The 19,604-nt window shown below is 38.6% G+C and carries 20 protein-coding genes and 1 tRNA gene; 11 read left to right on the plus strand and 10 right to left on the minus strand.

Annotated elements, in window-relative coordinates:
- Positions 1 to 511 precede the first annotated feature (511 nt).
- The 5 genes from IKS50_RS04100 to IKS50_RS04120 form a co-directional block, all read right to left on the minus strand.
- A complete protein-coding gene (locus IKS50_RS04100; RefSeq protein WP_292845794.1) occupies positions 512 to 928 on the minus strand; it encodes a HEPN domain-containing protein in 417 nt (138 codons plus the stop codon).
- A 4-nt stretch (positions 929 to 932) separates the two neighbouring features.
- A complete protein-coding gene (locus tag IKS50_RS04105) occupies positions 933 to 1,226 on the minus strand; it encodes a hypothetical protein (RefSeq protein WP_292845797.1) in 294 nt (97 codons plus the stop codon).
- 207 nt (positions 1,227 to 1,433) lie between these two features.
- Entirely contained in the window at positions 1,434 to 1,595 is a 162-nt protein-coding gene (locus tag IKS50_RS04110; protein WP_292845800.1) for a hypothetical protein, read from the minus strand.
- 44 nt (positions 1,596 to 1,639) lie between these two features.
- Positions 1,640 to 3,436 (minus strand): phosphoserine phosphatase SerB, encoded by a 1,797-nt coding sequence (serB, locus tag IKS50_RS04115; protein WP_292845803.1) that lies wholly within the window; start codon positions 3,434 to 3,436, stop codon positions 1,640 to 1,642.
- A 12-nt stretch (positions 3,437 to 3,448) separates the two neighbouring features.
- A complete protein-coding gene (locus IKS50_RS04120; protein ID WP_292845806.1) occupies positions 3,449 to 3,994 on the minus strand; it encodes a TATA-box-binding protein in 546 nt (181 codons plus the stop codon).
- Positions 3,995 to 4,319: 325 nt separating this feature from the next.
- Between IKS50_RS04120 and cyaB the strand changes: the two genes are divergently transcribed.
- Genes cyaB through fen form a run of 5 tightly spaced genes read left to right on the plus strand, consistent with a single transcriptional unit; the run spans position 4,320 to position 8,877 of the window.
- A complete protein-coding gene (gene cyaB, locus IKS50_RS04125; protein WP_292845809.1) occupies positions 4,320 to 4,856 on the plus strand; it encodes a class IV adenylate cyclase in 537 nt (178 codons plus the stop codon).
- Positions 4,857 to 4,894: 38 nt separating this feature from the next.
- Positions 4,895 to 6,058, plus strand: a complete 1,164-nt coding sequence (locus IKS50_RS04130) for a homocitrate synthase family protein (protein ID WP_292845812.1) — start codon at positions 4,895 to 4,897, stop codon at positions 6,056 to 6,058.
- 9 nt (positions 6,059 to 6,067) lie between these two features.
- Positions 6,068 to 7,321, plus strand: a complete 1,254-nt coding sequence (gene hacA, locus IKS50_RS04135) for a homoaconitase large subunit (protein WP_292845815.1) — start codon at positions 6,068 to 6,070, stop codon at positions 7,319 to 7,321.
- 9 nt (positions 7,322 to 7,330) lie between these two features.
- Positions 7,331 to 7,888 carry a chorismate lyase gene (locus IKS50_RS04140; protein ID WP_292845818.1) on the plus strand — a complete coding sequence of 186 codons (558 nt, stop codon included), beginning with the start codon at positions 7,331 to 7,333 and terminating at the stop codon, positions 7,886 to 7,888.
- Positions 7,889 to 7,893: 5 nt separating this feature from the next.
- Positions 7,894 to 8,877, plus strand: a complete 984-nt coding sequence (fen, locus tag IKS50_RS04145; RefSeq protein ID WP_292845821.1) for a flap endonuclease-1 — start codon at positions 7,894 to 7,896, stop codon at positions 8,875 to 8,877.
- A 249-nt stretch (positions 8,878 to 9,126) separates the two neighbouring features.
- Here the strand turns inward: fen and IKS50_RS04150 are convergent, their stop codons facing one another.
- A complete protein-coding gene (locus tag IKS50_RS04150; protein WP_292845824.1) occupies positions 9,127 to 9,777 on the minus strand; it encodes a DUF2119 family protein in 651 nt (216 codons plus the stop codon).
- 22 nt (positions 9,778 to 9,799) lie between these two features.
- Positions 9,800 to 11,050, minus strand: coding sequence for an adenosylhomocysteinase (locus IKS50_RS04155; RefSeq protein ID WP_292845827.1), 1,251 nt, complete (start codon positions 11,048 to 11,050; stop codon positions 9,800 to 9,802).
- A 252-nt stretch (positions 11,051 to 11,302) separates the two neighbouring features.
- Between IKS50_RS04155 and IKS50_RS04160 the strand changes: the two genes are divergently transcribed.
- The 6 genes from IKS50_RS04160 (at position 11,303) to IKS50_RS04185 (ending at position 18,010) form a co-directional block, all read left to right on the plus strand.
- Complete coding sequence (locus tag IKS50_RS04160; RefSeq protein ID WP_292845830.1) at positions 11,303 to 12,421, plus strand: hypothetical protein; 1,119 nt, start codon at positions 11,303 to 11,305, stop codon at positions 12,419 to 12,421.
- A 166-nt stretch (positions 12,422 to 12,587) separates the two neighbouring features.
- Positions 12,588 to 12,697 (plus strand) — tRNA-Met (locus IKS50_RS04165).
- Positions 12,698 to 12,804: 107 nt separating this feature from the next.
- Positions 12,805 to 13,971 carry an aldo/keto reductase gene (locus tag IKS50_RS04170; protein ID WP_292845833.1) on the plus strand — a complete coding sequence of 389 codons (1,167 nt, stop codon included), beginning with the start codon at positions 12,805 to 12,807 and terminating at the stop codon, positions 13,969 to 13,971.
- 8 nt (positions 13,972 to 13,979) lie between these two features.
- Positions 13,980 to 14,714 carry a HesA/MoeB/ThiF family protein gene (locus tag IKS50_RS04175; protein WP_292845836.1) on the plus strand — a complete coding sequence of 245 codons (735 nt, stop codon included), beginning with the start codon at positions 13,980 to 13,982 and terminating at the stop codon, positions 14,712 to 14,714.
- Between the two features lie 207 nt (positions 14,715 to 14,921).
- A complete protein-coding gene (glnA, locus tag IKS50_RS04180; protein WP_394357519.1) occupies positions 14,922 to 16,292 on the plus strand; it encodes a type I glutamate--ammonia ligase in 1,371 nt (456 codons plus the stop codon).
- A gap of 35 nt (positions 16,293 to 16,327) precedes the next feature.
- Complete coding sequence (locus IKS50_RS04185) at positions 16,328 to 18,010, plus strand: DUF128 domain-containing protein (RefSeq protein ID WP_292845841.1); 1,683 nt, start codon at positions 16,328 to 16,330, stop codon at positions 18,008 to 18,010.
- On the opposite strand, the gene IKS50_RS04190 is transcribed toward IKS50_RS04185, so the two are convergent.
- The 3 genes from IKS50_RS04190 to IKS50_RS04200 all read right to left on the minus strand — a co-directional run bounded on the left by IKS50_RS04190 (position 18,011) and on the right by IKS50_RS04200 (position 19,604).
- Positions 18,011 to 18,301, minus strand: a complete 291-nt coding sequence (locus IKS50_RS04190) for a DUF2097 domain-containing protein (protein WP_292845844.1) — start codon at positions 18,299 to 18,301, stop codon at positions 18,011 to 18,013. It lies immediately after the preceding gene.
- A gap of 92 nt (positions 18,302 to 18,393) precedes the next feature.
- Positions 18,394 to 18,684 (minus strand): DUF2097 domain-containing protein, encoded by a 291-nt coding sequence (locus IKS50_RS04195; protein ID WP_292845847.1) that lies wholly within the window; start codon positions 18,682 to 18,684, stop codon positions 18,394 to 18,396.
- Between the two features lie 44 nt (positions 18,685 to 18,728).
- A complete protein-coding gene (locus tag IKS50_RS04200; protein WP_292845850.1) occupies positions 18,729 to 19,604 on the minus strand; it encodes a formylmethanofuran dehydrogenase subunit C in 876 nt (291 codons plus the stop codon).

Here is a 19,604-nt window from a genome sequence, read left to right on the forward strand (position 1 = left end):
ACCGATTACATCATCTGTCGGTTGATCAATCTCTAAGCTGTCTTCCGTTGCAGTTATTGTCGCATCACTTGCGCTTACGCTTGCCATGAAAAACAGGCAAATGACAAGACAAATAATAAGTGAACTCTTTTTAAACTTCATGAAATATTCCTCCCAAGTTAATTTTAACTGATATATATTATGTTTAAATCTGTATATATCCGTTTTGAATCTGGCGAGAGGAGTGAATATCTTAAAAAAAATAAAAATTCTAAACTAATTTAAGAAATATAAGGAACTGATTGAAAAAGAGGGCAATGTCATTTTTAGCGAAAGGCTTGAAATGTATCAGTACTTGACATGTGGCATGTCATTGATGAAGCATTAAAGCTTGTCAAAAGCCTAAAATAGTTGGGTTATTCGCCAAACCACAATCACCATTTAAAAAACATACGCTTTAGCATGCGATATCCTAAAATAAGCAATTTTGATTTGTGAATATGAAATTTGATGCATTTAAAAAAAAATAGATTCATTCGAACTTAAGATGGTTGAAAATCTTTTCCATGTGGTGAACTGCATTGGTGACCTCTTCAGATGTAATGTCAATGAATGGATCATAATCGGCTTTTCTTCTAAGTCTAAACAAATAATTGAGTTCAGTTTTCATATTTTTTTCTCCAAAATCTTTTAATGCCTCCCTTACTTGTTTATGCTCACCTATTCTTTCTTCATCATCCTTAAAATCCCAAGGATGTTTGACTTTGAATTTTTTCACATAATCCAACCACAATTCACAGAACAAATATGCGCTGTAATATGCTCTGTTAATTATACTTGCATTAACACACCATTCATCGCAGTTTTCAGGAATTAACTGATTTTTCAACATTAACATTTGTAATGTTAAAAGATACAGTTGAAATTGAGGGCATCTACTAATATCCATGAAATCACCATTTGTAAGATATGACGGCATTTCTTGAAAATCTGTCAATGCCCATTGCCTTTGAAAACTCATCCATATGGTCATACAGTTCCGTAAGGGTTTTGTCCAAAACGTCTTCACTAGTTCCATTCAGTTTTTCGAAGCAGAATATATAATCTTGGGTATCGATGTCGGGCATTTCCTCTAATGTCATTTCACCCAGAAATTTGTAATTTCTGGCAAAATCTTTAAGCTCATTATAGTAAGCCTCCTTTGCAGGTTCCATTTCTCGTTTGAATCTCTCCAGTCTTGATACCATATTTTTTCACCTCTTTGAAAATTGTTTTGTAGAAATTGTATTTTTCCACATTAACTATACGGAACTTGATTGAATTTAAATTTTACTGATTTTATCTCTTTAAATTATAAAATAAAGTCAATTTTTCACGAATAAATCAATTTTACAAAGTGAAAACAATTTAATAATTATTTAAGAATATGAAAATTTTAAAAAAAGAGAAATGGTTTATTCTTTTTTGGGAGCCAAATCTTCACCATAAAAACGGTAAAAATCAGCGCAGAAATCACAGATTGGAAACTTGCCGTAGCGATAGTATCCGAGGTCTGCCTTATTCATGTCAAACTTTTTGCCGCAGATAAAACAAGTTTCGATTTTTTCTTCTGACATGGTAAAACCTTAAAAAAAAAGAAAATAGAAAGGTTAAATTATATTTAACCTATATTATATTTTTGCAAGAGTAAAATCTCTTCGGTAGAGACTTTTCCACCTTGTTTGAATTTTTCGAAGATTTCTTGAGCTCTTTGTTTTTCTTCACGGTTTTTGTTTCCGCCGGAAGATGATCCTTTCTTATCAGATTTTCTGCGTTTAGGTTTGTTGGAACCTAACTTCTTGTTGATAATGTGGATTTCGCTTAAGATGACCTTAAATTCTTCGTGTTTTTCGGATGCATTTTTACGTGCTTCGACGAATTTTTTGTGTGCTTCGTCTGCTGCAGTTCTAATGTCATCGGTTGCTCTGAAGTATTTAAGCATTTCTTCGTGAGCTGCTTGAGCTTTTTCTGAAAGTTCAATGACTTTTTCATGTTCTTCTTCAGATTTTTTTCTGTACTCATCAGCTTCAGCCTTAACGGATTCATCTTCGTGAATTTCCATTAATTGTTTTCTTAAGTCGTTAGCATTTTTAACGAGCTGATTTTCTTTTTTGATATCAAGAACGCGAGTTTCAATGATTTTATCAATCTTTTTGATTTCATTTTCTATTTTAACTTTGTCGCGTTTACCTGAATTCCATTCAAGACTTTTGATTTTATTATTTGCTTCATTACGAGCTTTTTTAGCAGCTTCAACTTCTTTGTTGATTTCATTACGCTCGTTTCTGTATTCAATAGCTTTGTTTAAGTTTTCTTTTAAAGATGAATTCAATTCATCTCTAATTTTACGTTGTTCCCTAGCTGTTTTATTGAATTCTTCTCTTTCTTCAGCAACTTTAGCGATTTCAGCTTCTTTTTCATCTTTTTGTTTTCTTACACCTTCCATGGTGTCAGCGAGAACAAATTCAGGTCTTTCTTCTTTAGCTTCTTCTTCGGATTCTTCAGCAGCTTCATCTTCAACTGCTTCCTCTTCAGGTTCAGCAGCTTCATCTTCAGCTGGTTCTTCCTCAGCTTCAGCATCTTCTTCAGCTTCTTCAGCAGCCTCTTCTTCAACTGCTTCCTCTTCAGGTTCAGCAACTTCTTCAGCTTCAGCCTCTTCCTCAGCAGCTTCTTCAACTGCTTCTTCTTCAGCTTCAGCTTCTACTTCTTGAACTTCGGTTTCAGCATCGCTTTCAGCTTCTTGAGCTTCTACTTCTTCTTCTACAGTTTCTTCTTCAGCATCAGTGGTTATTTGATTAAGGATTTCACATAAGACTTTGCACAAGTCTTTTTCTTCTACTACTATATCAGCAATTTCTTTTACGGAATCCTTTGCATTGAATGCAATTCCGCATCCAGCTGATTCAATCATGGAAATGTCGTTAGCGCCATCTCCAACAGCAACTACTTCATCCAAAGTAATTCCTGCTTCTTCGACGTGGTCTTTTAGGACATCCAATTTGGAACCGGATACTAATGGACCAGTCACTTCGCCAGTCAATTTACCATCTTCGACTGTGAAACTATTGGTATAAACTGTTTCAACTCCAAGTTTATCTTTTACTTTCTCAGCCACTACATCAAAACTACCACTAATGATAGCTACATCCAAGCCTTTATCTTTAAGGCAATTGACGGTTTTGCAAGCACCAGGCATTAATGGAAGATCTTCGGCAACTTTTTCGATATCTTCAATAGAAGTTCCTTCGAGGAGTTGTACTCTGTCTTTTATAGAAGTTTCAAAGTCAATTTCACCTTGCATAGCTTTTTCAGTGATTGCAGCTATGTCTTCTTCAACATTTGCTAATTTACCTATCTCATCTATTGCTTCACCATCAATAATAACGTTATCTAAGTCAAATACTACAAGTTTAATCAATAATACCACCAATTATATTAAATCTAGCTCACTTAATCTGTCGTAAGCTCTTTCGACACCTAATTTAGCGTCGTCTTTGGTTTTAGCACCGGTACAAACGACCTTACCAGAACCAAATAATAATAAAACCACTTTAGGGTCAGATAATCTGTATACTAAACCTGGGAATTGTTCAGGTTCATATTCAGTGTCTTCCAATTCTAAAGCTACGGCTTCTAAGTTTAATGTGGATTCTAAGTTTGCGGAAGCCACAATGTTTTGAATTTTAATGTCAAATTCGTGAGGAATTTCTGTATCGATAGTCCTCATCAAATCTACAGTCTTCTTGATTGCCAATTTGGAATCATCTATAGATTTTGCTCCAGTACAAACAAGCTTACCAGAGCTAAATATTAATGCTGCTGTTTTAGGATCTTTAAGTTTAAAAACTAATCCCGGAAACTGTTCACGATTAAAATTAACCCCTTCTAAAGCTTTGGACACTTCGGTTAAGACGATGTCCTTTCCAATGCTTGCAGAAGCAACAATGTTTTCAATTTTTATATCAACATCGGTCAATTTAAAACCTCCAATTCATTTTTAAAAGTAGTATAGTAAAATTTAAGAAAACAAAAAATTAGTTAAATTTTTACTAATAAAATATTTACTTTATATAGTATATAAAGGTATGTTTATTTGAAAATATATTACATATTTTTTAAAAAATTGAAAATTTTAAAATTTTGAAATAAACTGTTATTTATAAATAAAAACCAAAATCATGTATTGAAAATACCCCTTTATAAAGGTTACTAATTTTTAATATAACATATTTAAAAACATCAAATTTTAATAGAATATATAACCAAACTATAAATATTAACTGATTATTCACGAGGATACTATGATAGAAGTTGAAGTGAAAGCTAGAATAGACAGCTTTGAAGACATGGAAAACAAACTGGAAAATCTAGGTGCCGAAAAAAGCAAAAGGGAATTTCAGGAAGACATCTACTTCGCAAGTCCAATCGTTGACTTCGCCAAAACCGATGAGGCCCTAAGAATCAGGACCACAAACAACGACACGTTCATAACCTACAAGGGCCCCAAACTCAACGACAGGGCAAAGACCAGAAAGGAAGTCGAGATGACCATCGAAAACGCCGAAAAGGCAAAGGACATTTTTAAGGAAATCGGCTTCAGGCAAGTGAGGACCGTCAGGAAGAACCGCCAGTACTACACCTATGAAAATTTTGAAATCTCTCTTGATGACGTCGAAGGTCTGGACCCATACATGGAAATAGAAATCGCCCTTGAGGATAGTGAAGACTATTCGCAGGCACAGGAGAAAATATTCGAACTGTTCGAAAAATTGGGCATCACAGACGGCTTCGAAAGAACATCATATCTGGAACTTTTAGAAACTTTAAATACTGAATAACTACTAATATAATATATTAAATTTAAGATGTGATATTTTTGCAATACTTTATAAGTCATTATAACAAAGAATGTGAATTGACATTTCCCGAGGACATTACAATTTACGACACCACCCTTAGAGACGGTGAGCAAACTCCGGGAGTTTGTTTTAGCTTTGATGACAAATTGGAAATCGCAAGAAAGCTGGATCAGTTCAAGATACACCAGATTGAAGCCGGTTTTCCGATAGTGTCCGAAAAGGAAAAGGAATCCGTAAAGGCAATTGCCAACGAAGGACTGGATGCGACAATCCTGGGTTTGACAAGGACAAAAACTGAAGACATTGACGCCGCGCTTGACTGTGATGTGGACGGAATCATCACATTTGTCGGAACATCAGACATCCACTTGGACCACAAGATGCACATTACAAGGCAGGATGCAATCAACCTATGTGAAACCGCAGTCGACTACGCAAAAGACCATGGACTGTTCGTTGCTTTTTCAGCCGAAGACGCCACAAGGACAGACATCGAATTTTTAAAACGCATCTACGGCAAGGCTGAAGAATGCGGAGCCGACAGGGTGCACATTGCAGACACCACAGGTGCAATCACCCCGCAGGGTATCGAATACCTTGTAAAGGAACTCGTCAAGGACTTGAAGCTTGACCTTGCAGTCCACCTGCACAATGACTTCGGACTGGCAGTGATTAACTCAATAGTCGGAGTGCTGTCCGGTGCAAAGGCCGTTTCAACAACCGTCAACGGCATCGGTGAAAGGGCAGGTAACGCTTCACTTGAAGAGCTCATCATGGCGATGAAAATCCTGTATGGAAAGGATTACGGATTTAAAACAAAATACATAAAGGAATTGTCAGATATCGTATCAAAAGCCAGCGGACTTCCGATTCCGTACAACAAGCCGGTCGTTGGAAACAACGTGTTCAGGCACGAATCAGGAATCCACGTCGATGCGGTTATAGAAGAGCCGCTGTGTTATGAACCGTACCTTCCCGAACTTGTCGGCCAGAAACGCCAGCTGGTGCTCGGTAAGCATTCAGGCTGCAGGGCTGTCAGGGCAAAACTGAACGAATGCGAACTTGACGTTACCGACGAGGAGCTAATCGAAATCGTAAGGCAAGTCAAAAAGCAAAGGGAAGAGGGCAAATACATCAACGATTCCGTCTTTAGGGAAATCGTTAAAAACACTAAAAAATAGGTTATGCTTATGAATATCACTGAAAAGATTCTCTCAGCAAAAGCGGGCCATGAAGTGACCCCAGGAGAAATAATAGAGATTCCTGTTGACCTTGCAATGTCACACGACGGAACCTCCCCGCCTGCAATAAAGACATTCGAAAAGATTACCGACAGGGTATGGGACCCTGAAAAGATAGCAATCATCTTTGACCACAACGTTCCCGCAAATACCATCGGTTCTGCAGAATTTCAAAAGGTCTGCAGAAACTTCATCAAAGAGCAGAATATCACAAAAAATTACATTCACGGAGAAGGAATCTGCCATCAGGTCGTTCCCGAAATGGGATTGGTGGAGCCCGGAAAGGTGATTGTCGGTGCAGATTCACACACATGTACCTATGGTGCATTCGGCGCATTTTCAACCGGTATGGGTGCAACTGACCTTGCAATGGTTTGGGCAACCGGCAAAACCTGGTTTATGGTTCCAGAAGCCATCAGAATGGAAGTGACCGGTGAGCTCAACGAATACATTGCACCAAAAGACATCATACTGAATATCATCGGAGACATAGGAATCGCCGGGGCAACCTACAAGACCGCCGAGTTCTGCGGCCAGACCATTGAAAGCATGGGAGTCGAAGGAAGGGCCACCATGTGTAACATGGCCATTGAAATGGGTGCGAAAAACGGAATAATGGAACCTAACAGGGAGGTCATCGACTACATCTGCCAAAGGACAGGAAAAAGGGAGTCCGAACTGAACATCGTCAAGTCAGACCCCGATGCTGATTACGAAAAGGAAATGCACTTTGACATCACAGATTTGGAGCCTCAAATAGCTTGCCCGAACGACGTTGACAATGTCAAGGCAATCTCAGAGATTGAAGGCACATCAATTGACCAGTGCCTGATTGGATCATGCACAAACGGAAGACTGTCAGACCTGAAGGATGCCGCTGAAATCCTTGAAGGAAACATAATCGACGACAGCATCAGACTATTGATTCTTCCGGCCTCAAGGGAAATCTACCAGGAGGCCATTCACTTGGGCTACATCGACACATTCATCAATGCGGGAGCAATCATCTGCAATCCAGGATGCGGCCCTTGCCTTGGAGGACATATGGGAGTATTGTCCGAAGGCGAATCATGCATTTCAACAACAAACAGGAACTTCAAGGGAAGGATGGGAGACCCTGCTTCCTCAGTATACTTATCAAACTCAAAAGTAGTTGCAGCCTCTGCACTTACCGGAGTTATTACCAGTCCAAAAGATTTGTAGGTGCTAAAAATGACACTTGATAAAAACGAAGCAAACAGAAGCCTTATCGAAAAAGTAAACGAATTGGAAACAAAACACAACGAAGAGTTCTCAAACACTCAAAAAATACTTCTGACAACCGACGGATCAATCACCGCCATTTTGGATGTTCTATTTGGTAAAATCACTTTGACAACACTTGACCAGCATGTTGAACCCGCTGACGAGGAGCATGCCAAACTGGTCAATGTGGGTGCCGGTGAGGAAATCAACTTCAGGGAAGTCATAATGCACAGGCAGGGAAAGCCGCTGATATATGCAATTTCCCACATTCCATTGAAAAGATGCACAAAAGAGGTTTGCACAGACCTTTTAAGCGCCGACATACCGATCGGCAGAATATTGAAAAACTATCACATTGAATCCAGAAGAGAAATCAACAATATCTTCATCGAAAAGCCGAACGATACCTTAAAGGAAATCTTTAAAACGGACGAGGATATGCTTGCAAGAGACTATGTGATTATCAACAATGACAAGATACTTATGTGGATTAAGGAAGTGTTTCCGATATCCTATTTCAGGTGAGACAAATGGGTGTGAAGCTAAAGGATATAATTGAACCGGAACAGATTACCTTTAAAGACCTTGAGGGAAGGGTAGTGTCAATCGATGCATTCAATACCCTCTACCAATTCCTGTCAACCATCAGGCAGCGTGACGGAAGGCCGCTGAGCGATGAAAACGGAAACATCACATCCCACTTGAGCGGAATCCTATACAGAAATTCTTCAATGATTGAAAAGGACATCAAACCGATTTATATCTTTGACGGTCAAGCACCGGAACTTAAAAGCGAAACTCAAGCCAAAAGAAGAGAAATAAGGAATGAGGCAGAGCAGATTTACAAGGATGCACTTAAAGCCGGAGACACAGAAAAGGCACGCAAATTCGCAATGAGGTCAAGCAAGCTCTCACCGGAGATAATCGAATCATCAAAAAAACTGTTGACACTGATGGGAATACCGTATGTCGAGGCAAAAGGTGAAGGGGAGGCCCAGGCCGCATACTTGGTGGCCAATGGCGATGCATACGCTGTTGCTTCACAGGATTATGACTGCCTGCTATTCGGAGCAAAAAGAGTCGTTAGAAACCTTGCAGTTAATTCAAACCTTGGAAACCTGGAATATTACGAATTGGATAAGGTCCTAAGACAGCTGGGCATTACAAGGGAAGAATTGATTGATATGGGAATACTTATTGGAACCGATTTCTGCGAAGGCCTTAAAGGTGTTGGGGCAAAGACCGCCCTGAAATTAGCTAAAAAAGGCCAGCTTAAGGAAAAAATTGCAGAGCTTCAGCAGGAATCAACCCATGATCTGGACGAAGTCCGCGACATCTTCCTCAACCATAATGTGAACACCGACTATAAGATCAAATGGGAAAAGCCGAAAAAGGACAAGATTATCGAATTCTTATGTTATGAACATGGCTTTTCCGAAGAACGTGTAAGTAAGGCCACAGACAGGCTTACAAATCTAAATTCGTCACAGGGAAGCCTTGATGCCTGGTTTTAAATCTTATTTGAAAAAGTTAAGTGTTAATTTACATAAAAATTAAATACTACTTAAAATATACTTTATAATAGGATTCAAAATATTGGATATAAATACAATCAACCACCACACTCCCAACGATTGTATTAAACACTTAAAAATAGCAGCTGTCAAGGGGATGGTGAAAGCTATTTTGCATATTCAATATATTTTATGGAATCCAATAGTATTGATGGTTTCTCACCACCCAAAACCCAGAAACCATCAATGCTAATATGGTGGGAAGTCTTTCCCAAATACTTTTTCTGCATATTTCATGGCAAGCATTACCTGCTCCTTATGGTGTTTCATCATTTCGCTTTCAAAATATTCGCGTGAAGGTGATTTTAAAATTAATTTAAGCAAGTTTTCGTATGTTTTGATAGCTGAATCCTCATTAAAGCCATATTTCTCAGCAATTTCCGGAGTCAATTTTTCAAAACAAGGAAATTCCAAAGTCTTGCAAACGGTATCCGTTGAAAAATAAGTCATGCGAATCAAAGGAGATACCGATGACACGAGAACATGGTTTCCAAGTTTTATCAATGGCGGGATTCCTGTCTTCCTGTACCTCTCCATTGAAGTCAGCTTGCCGTAATTCTTAAGATCATAACAGTGCAGTTCTGTGTAAAAATCGGGTTCGAAGTATCTAATCAAATCCAGGATCCTGCTTCCTATTTCGGATTCATAATACTCCTTTTTGATTGTGGAAATATAGTCAGTCTTATCGAAATTATAAAAATAGAATTGGCCGGGCGATAAATCTTCAAAATTGATGCGCTTTAAAAACTTTAAAGAGGTTATCCCCTCATTTCCATGGACACCGCCGATGAACAGTTTGGTCGGTCCCCTGCCGTTGTCGATGTATCTGAAATAAGACATAAAAAAAATAAGATGAAGGAATTTATGTTCCTTCCTGCCAATTGGCCATGTAAGCTTTTTGTTTATCGGTCAATGAATCGATTTCAATTCCCATAGCTTTCAGTTTCATTGTTGCCACATTGTAATCGATTTCGTCAGGCGCTTTTGTAACACCTACAGGCAAATCATTTTCCAGGATGTGTTTGGCGGATAATGCCTGTACTGCGAAACTCATGTCCATGATTTCGGCAGGGTGTCCCTGACCGCGTGCTGCAGAAAGGTTTACGAGTCTGCCGTCAGCCAAAAGGTAAATCTTACGGCCGTCTTTTGTAATGAATTCCTCAATACTTTCACGAACTTCACTGACGCTGGTGGAAATGGCCTCCAAATCAGGACGGTTAATTTCAACATTGAAGTGTCCGGAGTTTGCAAGCATGCATCCGTCCTTCATGTATTTGAAATCGTCGCCGCAGATAATGTCGGCATTGCCTGTTACTGTGATAATCAGGTCGGCCTGTTTGACTGCTTCGCGAATGGTCATCACACGGTACCCGTCCATTCTTGCTTCCAATGCCCTGATCGGATCGACTTCGGTTACGATAACGTCCGCTCCGAGACCTGCTGCCCTTAAAGCCAATCCTCTTCCGCACCAGCCGTATCCGCATACGACTACGGTTTTGCCTGCAATCACCATGTTTGTTGTACCCATGATTGCATCGAAGCTTGACTGGCCGGTTCCGTAACGGTTGTCGAAAAGGTATTTGGTGTATGCGTCGTTTACCGCAATTACAGGGAATTTCAATGCGCCGTCGGCATGCATTGCCTGAAGCCTGTGGACCCCGGTGGTGGTTTCTTCACATGCTCCCTTAATGTGGCTTAACAATTCTTTCCTTTCATTGTGAAGAACCATAATCATGTCTGCTCCGTCATCGATGATTATGTCCGGTTTGTGGTCAAGCACCATGTTGATAGTCTGATAATATTCCTCATCGTCCTGTTCTCTCCAACCATAAACGTTAAGGCCTAAATCAGCCGCTCCTGCAACTGCATCGTCGTGAGTGGATAACGGGTTGCATCCGGTCATTGCCACTTCAGCCCCTCCTGCCATTAAGGTTAATCCTAAGTTAATGGTTTTAGGTTCCAAGTGCAAGCATGACCCGATTGTTATTCCTTTGAACGGTTGGGTTTCCAAATATTCTTGCTTGATGTGTTCCAAAACAGGCATGTGTTTTTGAACCCATTCGATTTTTCTTACACCTTCAGGTGCAAGTGACATGTCTCTTACTTTGCTCATAATATCATCTAATTAAAATTATTCAATAATAGATTTTTAACTTAGCAGTTATTAAATGTAACTTTTTTGGGAGAAAAAAGTGAATTTTTAAAAAATCGGATTAAACATACTATAATGAAAATCAAAAAACCCTATAAAACATGCAGATAATACAAGATAATGTAAACGAAATAAATATATGTATATTTTAACAGAACATTATTCATGTTTTAATCTTTGGGAAAAGTCAAAGATTAATTGAGGAGGTTAAATATGAAGAAAATAACAGCATCGTTGTTGCTTGTTTTATTGGTTGCCGTTTCCCTATCGGCAGTGAACGCTGAAGATTTGGCGACAAATGATACCGTATCTGAAAGCATCGCGCAAGACGAAGCCGTCTCAATCGATAACGGCGATACGTTAGCACATGATGATGGCAATGATGAAGAATTATCTGATAATGTAGCAATAGATCTTTCGACAGACAATAGTACAACAACTATCAACGGCAGATTGGTATTGACTGATGTAAGCACCGGCAAGGTATTCACAAAAAACATCACAGTTGACAAAGTCAAAGCCACATATACAAGATATAACACTACTGAATATACAAATAGTGTTGCCGAAACAATAAATCAGCTTTTAAATCTTGCCCAGACCCATGCTGGCGATTATGTTGTCACAATGAAAAGTCAGAATGTTTCTACAGCATCAGGAGGACATTTTGATAACAGAAATTACGCTTGGAAACAATTTATGGACTCATCTGACAAATATCTGGAAGTTACAGGAGAGTATGGGACAATATGGCAGTGCAATGTAACAATAGAAGTAGAATTCACAAGTGGAGTGGTAAATATAGATAATGCAAAAGTGACATTGTCTAAAAATGCTTTCACTTACAATGGTAAAATTCAAAGGCCGACAGTTACTGTAAAAAATATTCTGACTCTAAAAAGAGGCAGGGATTATACAATTCAATGGTCCAGTCCTTCACCTAAAAACGCTGGAACTTACACAATAACCATTGTCGGAACCGGAATGCACACCGGAACTGTAAAGGCAACCTATAAAATCAACAAAGCGGAAAATCCATTAGAAGTCAAAGGAAAAAACATTAAAATCAAATTTAAAAAGTTGAAAAAGAAAGCCAAAAAAATTGCAGCTTCCAAAGTAATCAAATTCCCTAAGCTAGGCCAAGGAACATTAACCTACAAAAAAGTAAAAGGCATAAATAAAATCAAAGTAAACAAAAAAACAGGTAAAATTACCATTAAAAAAGGCCTTAAAGGAACCTACAAAATAAAAGTCAAAATCAAAGCAAAAGGAAATGCAAACTACAAAGCATCTGCCTTTAAAACTGCGACTTTCAAAATCAAAATTAAATAAAAGCAATCTCAATCCTACAGGTGAACTCCTGTAGGCTATTTTTTCTTTAATAAATCATAATGAGTGGACAGTTTTTTTCTTTTAGTGAAATTTAAAAATTATGCAAAAAATCCCTAAAAAGCAAAAACTTTAAATGTAATGATTAGAATAAATATATATGTTAGATGCCGGGGTGGCTCAGCTGGTTAGAGCGCACGGCTCATAGGGTAATAAAGCAGTGCTCTAGCTTATTCCTGGGATACCGTGAGATCGCGGGTTCGAATCCCGCCCCCGGCATCCTTAATCCCAGGAATATATCCATCTAACTACTTTTTTTATAGACTTTTTTTCAAATGATAACAATTTTATACTTATTTTGACTTAAATACAATTGAGGATTTGAAATGATATATAACACACTTGGAAAGAGCGGTCTTGAGGTGTCAAGACTCGGTTTTGGAACAATGAGGCTTCCAACAAAAGCCAACAATGCCGATATCGATAAACAAGAAGCGTCAAAGATGCTTGAATATGGAATTGAAAACGGAATCAATATAATCGATACCGCCTATCCTTACCATGCTGAAGGTTTGAGCGGCAGCGGCGAGAGCGAAAAGTTCGTCGGCGAATTCCTGAAGGAAAATTCCCTAAGGGACGAGATAATCCTTCAAACCAAATCACCTGTTTGGGCGGTTGAGGAGAAATCCGATTTTGACAGGTTTTTAGAAATTCAGCTTGAAAAGCTTCAAACCGACTACATTGACGTTTACCTGCTGCATTCCCTGACAGTGCCCGATTGGACTAAGGTAAAGAATCTGGACGTTCTGGACTTTTTGGATGATTGCTTAAGCTCCGGAAAAGTGAAGCACGTCGGCTTTTCATCACATATCGAAATAGATTATATGGTTGAAATACTTGACGAATATCCTAAATGGGAGGTTGCCCTGACCCAAATGAACTATCTGGACGAGTATTATCAGTCAGGAGTCATGGGGCTCAACTATCTTAAGGAAATGAATGTCGGAAGCATGATTATGGAACCTCTCCGTGGAGGAAGACTGGTAAACAACATTCCAAGTGAAATCCAGAACCTTTGGGACATGGCGGAAACCAAAAGGACCCCTGTCGAATGGGCCCTTCAATACTTATGGAACCGTGACGATGTCGATTGTGTCCTGAGCGGCATGACAAGCCTTGAGCAGGTCAGACAGAATATCGAAATAGCTTCAAGGATTGATGAAATATCACAAAACGATCAGGAACTGATCCGTGAAGTTGCAAGGACCTACAGGACTTTTCTTGGAAACAGGTGCACCCGATGCGGCTATTGCATGCCCTGTCCTCATGGCGTGGACATCATTAACTGCCTGACCGAATATAACATCGCCCACATGATGGGAGACCCGAAGGCCAGTGCGATGCAGTACTTTTCACTGATTGATGAGGATTCAAGAGCGGACAACTGCGTCGGCTGCAACGAATGCCTGCCGTTTTGTACACAGATGCTAAACATACCGGAAGAGCTTGAAAAGGTATATGAATACTTCGGAGATGAATTTGACCACTTTTAGGTGATTGGATGAACGAATATTGGGAAATGCTGACAAGACAGATGCCGCTTGTAAGTGAAGACGAACAGAAAAAGTTCAGGAATGCAAGAATCACAGTGATTGGCTGCGGAGGAATCGGCGGCCTGACAATTGAAATGCTTGCAAGGATGGGAGTCGGAGAACTTGTTTTGGTTGACGAAGACGTTTTTGATTTGACCAATCTAAACAGACAGACATTGTCAACACATGCCAATATCGGCCAGCTTAAAAGCGAAATTGCCAAAAAAAAGGTCGGGGAAATAAACCCCTACGTCAATGTCATTTCATGCAATGAGCATGTCGATGAAAGCAATATAGACAATCTCATCAAAGACTCAAGAATCGTGATTGATGCGCTTGACAATGTCCTTACAAGAGTAATCGTTTCAAGAAAAGCCAGAGAATATAAGATTCCATTCATTCATGGTGCAGTTCATGGGACATTAGGCCAGATTACGACTTTCCTGCCGAATACCGTAAGCTACGAGGAAATGTTCAACCTTCCATCACTTAACAAGGCCCTGACGGACGAGGTTATAGAAAGTCTGAAAAATGTTACAGCAGGCCCTCCGCCGGTGATTGGCCCTGTGCCAAATTTGGTTTCATGTCTTGAAGCCATGGAGGCCTATAAAATAATAACTGGCATTGGAAAAGTAACAGTCAGCCCAAAACTATTGACATTTGATTTATTGGATTTTAATTCATTTAATCTGGATGAAATCTAAACATAAAATCAATTTTGTTTCCCTTTTTTGAAAGTCATTGAACAAAATACTATCAAATTTTAAATAGTATAAACAATATCTACTAAAAAAAATAAAACTTATACATTAATATATTAAAAGTTACATAATACCATTATATATAAAAGTTTATATACTACGAAATGGAAATATATCTTCAATTGGAAGATGTTTTCCGACTATTAGATAATGGAGCTTGATTTAATGAGTGATATTCCAGAAGAAAAAATAGAAAACATAGCAGAAAAAATGAGAGAGGATAACATCAAGTTTATCCGCCTACAATTTGTTGATATCAACGGTACTGTAAAAAACATTGTTATTCCATTTAACAACGAAGACATGAGCGAACTATTCAACGAAGGAATGTTGTTTGATGGGTCATCAATCGCAGGATTTGTTGGAATCAATGAAAGTGATTTAGTTTTAAAACCTGACATTAACACTTATTCCAGACTTTCATGGAGACCGGAGGAATCCGCAACCTGCAGATTCATCTGTGACGTATGGACTGCCGATAACGAACCGTTTATTGGAGACCCAAGAGGTCTGCTTAAAAAATCCTTGGCAAAAATTGCAGAAAAAGGACTCAAATACAATATCGGTCCGGAACCGGAATTCTTCATTGTGGACATCGATGAAAACGGATATCCTATGCCTTACGATGAAGCGGGATACTTTGACGTGGAACCTCTCGACAAGGGCCCTGATTTCAGAAGGGAACTCACCTTAAACCTTGAGGACCTCGACTTTGAAGTTGAAGCATCCCACCACGAAGTAGCTCCAGGTCAAAATGAAATCGCATTTAAATTTAAAGATGCGCTTAAAACCGCTGATGCGGTCATTACATTCAAGCAGGCTATCAAAGCTATCGTAGACAATATGGCTACCTTTGACCAACTGGACTACAGGGTAACATTCATGCCAAAACCTTTCTTCGGCGTGAGCGGCAGTGGAATGCACTGTCACCAATCCATATTCAAAGGAAATGAAAACCTTTTCTCAGACCCTGATTCAGAAAAAGGCCTTTCAAAAGATGCTCTTTACTTCATGGGAGGGTTGCTCAAACATGCTCGTGCAGTTACAGCAATTACAAATCCAATCGTTAACTCATACAAACGTTTAGTGCCAGGTTATGAAGCTCCAGTATACATGGCATACGGTTATAGGAACAGATCCGCATTGATTAGAGTTCCTGCAGCTCGTGGAAAAGCAACCCGTATCGAATACAGGTCTCCGGACCCTGCATGTAACCCATACCTCGCATTTACAGTAATGCTTGAAGCGGGTATTGACGGTATCACAAATAAAATCGACCCTGGCGACCCTGTGGAAGATGACATTTACAAAATGACCGAAGAAGAAAGAGAAGCAAGAGGAATTGAAGTATTGCCTACCAGTTTATGGGAAGCCTACCATTCCCTTGAAGAGGACCCGCTTATATTAAACGCATTAGGACCTCACATCAGCGAAAAGTTCCTAGAGCTCAAATATCAAGAATGGGACGAATACCGTGTTCAAGTATTTGGATACGAACAAAGAAAATATTTAGATATCTAATCTAAATATCTATTTTTATTTTTTAGAGGGTTTTCATGTCAGAATCTGAATACAGAATGATAGAAATTTTAAGGGTACTAGCTAAACAAGAAAAACCTACCGGTTCAAAAGTAATAGCTGACGAGTTAAAAGAAAAGGGTTTTAACTTAGGCGAACGTGCCGTCAGGTACCATATGCAGATTTTAGATGAAAAGGGCTTTACTGAAAAGGTAGGGTACTCCGGAAGAGTCATCACAGATTTGGGCCTTGAAAAACTTGAAAAGGGATTAATTTATGATCAAGTTGATTTCATTTATTCAAAAATTGAAGAAATGATTTATTTGACTGACTTTACATATATGACACAAAAGGGAAATGTGGTTGTCAATACATCAACTCTTTATAATGAAGAATCAATTAATATAATGAAAAAGATTTTTGAAAGTGGACTTTCTGTTAGTCCTTACGTTAATATAAATGAAGATAAAGTTTCCGGAGAAATTGAAGTCACAACAATTTGCGGAACAACAATCGATGGGGTGCTGCTAAGCAATGGGATACCTTCACAACCCCAATACGGAGGACTGCTTCAAATTGAAAATAACCAGCCGATCAAATTCACAGACATCATATCCTACAAAAAGACATCATTGACCCCGCTTGACGCCTTTTCAAATGCCAATCTAACAACTGTATTGGATGTGATTAACGACGGCAACGGAATAATTCCTGCAAACTTCAGGTTAGTTCCTGAAATTGCAAAAGAAAAAACCGTTGAAATAATAAGTCAATTAGACAAAATTGGAATCGGTGGAGTAATCGGCATTTCCGAGAATGGAAAAGATCTGCTCGGACTACCAGTTCCTGACGGAATGGTTGGAATAGCCATCATTGGAGGAATAACTCCATTCTGTGCACTCAAAGAATTGGGTCAGGACATTGACATTAAAATAGCTGAAGAAATAACAAATTTTGAGAATTTATCACCGATAACAACAAAAATCAATCAGATATTTACAGCCCCATCCATTGAAAAGCAACCGAAAATACCGTTTGTGCTTTCAAAATCATGGAACCTAATCCAGCAGGTTAACTTTGACGTTGAAAAGCAGAAGGGAGAGATTGTTGCAAACGTATCCTATGTCAATAAGAAAGACCTGGACGATGCATTGGGCATCATGGAAGAAACCTTCAACAACAATCCGAAATACATCAATCCATATTACAAATTAGTGGACCATCCTGACGACAAAGACAAAGTGGGCATAGCCACAATATGTAGCTTAAGCATCGACGGAATACTGATAAACAATGGAATAATGAGCAATCCGAAATACAGCGGACTGCTTGAGCTGTCCGAACCTCCGCTATTCATCGATTTGATTTCATATAACGGAACAACCTTGGATCCGCACAAGATATTCCTATCAAAAAACATGACATCAATATCCGGAGAGAATGGACCGAACAAGATATTGGCAAGTGTAAAGGAAATTCCATATATCTCAAGGGATTATGCAGTGCAGATTCTGGATGTTTTGAATAATATCGGATTTTCCATCTATAAGATTGGAAAGCCAAGGGAACTTGTCTACAATTCAAAAGTGGACAATTATAATTTTGGAGTTATCACTGGTGGTGGACTTAACTCTATCGGTGCTGTAAAAGAAAAGGGCGTTGACATAGAAGTTAAAGCTGTTGAAAAGCTGCTTCCGTTTGAAAAAATGGATAGACTGTAATCAGATTACAGTAACTTCCACTTCTTCACCATCTTTTGGATAGTGAATGAATTCTATTATGTCTTCTTCAACTTCATAGACATCTATTTCTATAGTGGCTCCCAAATCACTTTCATCGAGAGATACTAACATTTTGAATCCCGGTTCTCCGAAATATTCGGAGAAATCAACGTTTAATACTTCACCTTCGGCAAAAATCCTATTGTATGAAATTTCAATATTATCATGAATCTTTACATTTTCTTTTAAGTATTTCACTGCATCTTCAGTTGTTAATTTCAATTCTTTCATGACAATCACTTCCTATATTAAAATATATTTTAACATATATAAATGTTTGTATTCATACGAACAAAAAAAATTTTTAATAAAAAAAAGATGATTTAAAGAAGCTCTATAATCAGCTCTTTTTCATCAGTAATGTGGCGCATTTCAATTAAATCTTCACCGATTTCATTGAAATCGACTTCAATGGATTGATTTAAGATTTCACCAGTTAACTGCATTGCAACCCTTAGACCTTCTCCAGTTTCCTCATCCTCTTCAGTGATTCCCAAAACTTCACCTGGAGCAAAAATACGATTGTAAGAAATTTCCAAAAGATCTCTAACTTTAACTTCATTTCTGACATATTCGATTGCGTCTTCTAGGGTCATTTGAATTTCTTCTACCATAATATCACTTATCTCAATTAAAAAAAAGAAAAAAGAGAAAGGAATTATAAATTCCTGTATTCTCTGATTGAAGTATATTCGTCGTCTAATTCTCCGTAGGTAGCTAATTTTTCTTTGTTGGTTTCAGCACCTAAGTAAAGGTTACCTTTACCGTTAAGACCAATATCTCCAGTATAGTGGATATATTTACCTTCGTAAACAACGCCTTCTACTTCAGGATCTACAACAATACCGTTGAGGACAAATCCTTCGAGTAATCTTCCAAGGAATCCGTGGATGATAATGTTACCGTTTTTCATTTGTCCACCAGGCCAACGGTTTACGTCACCGTCGATTTCAATGACACCTTTGGTCATGTGAATACCTGCTAAGATGTCACAGTTACCTTTAACGTGGATTTTTCCACCAGTTAAACATTCACCACATTGTTTACCAGCGTTACCGCCGACAACAATTTGTCCACCGGTCATACCTCTCCATTCACCGATGTATGAAGCACCAGTGAATTCTTTGGTATTTCCTTCGATTTCAAGGTATCCGCCAGACATTTCTCTACCAGCGTGAGCTGCTGCGTTACCTTTAACGAGAATGGATCCACCGGACATTTCTGCACCAACGTGTAAATCTACACTGCTGTTACATACGATGTTTCCACCGCTCATTTTACAACCGATGTATTTTACTCTGTTTAAGTCACCGTTTAAAATCATTTCAACATCATTAGGTCCGTTAGCTTCTCCTTCAACGGTTACTTTGAAGAAGTCAGTTAATGGGAACCTTGAGTTTCCGATAGGAACTTGATACTTTGCGAAATCATCTTCGGTCCATGAGTAAATTTCATCAGGAATTAACTCATCAAATTCTAAAGCGATTGAAGAAGTTTTGATTTGATCAAATGTTATTGTTTTCAAATTAAACAC

Origin of the sequence: Methanobrevibacter sp. (genome assembly GCF_017539065.1) — an archaeon.
Lineage (GTDB): Archaea > Methanobacteriota > Methanobacteria > Methanobacteriales > Methanobacteriaceae > Methanocatella.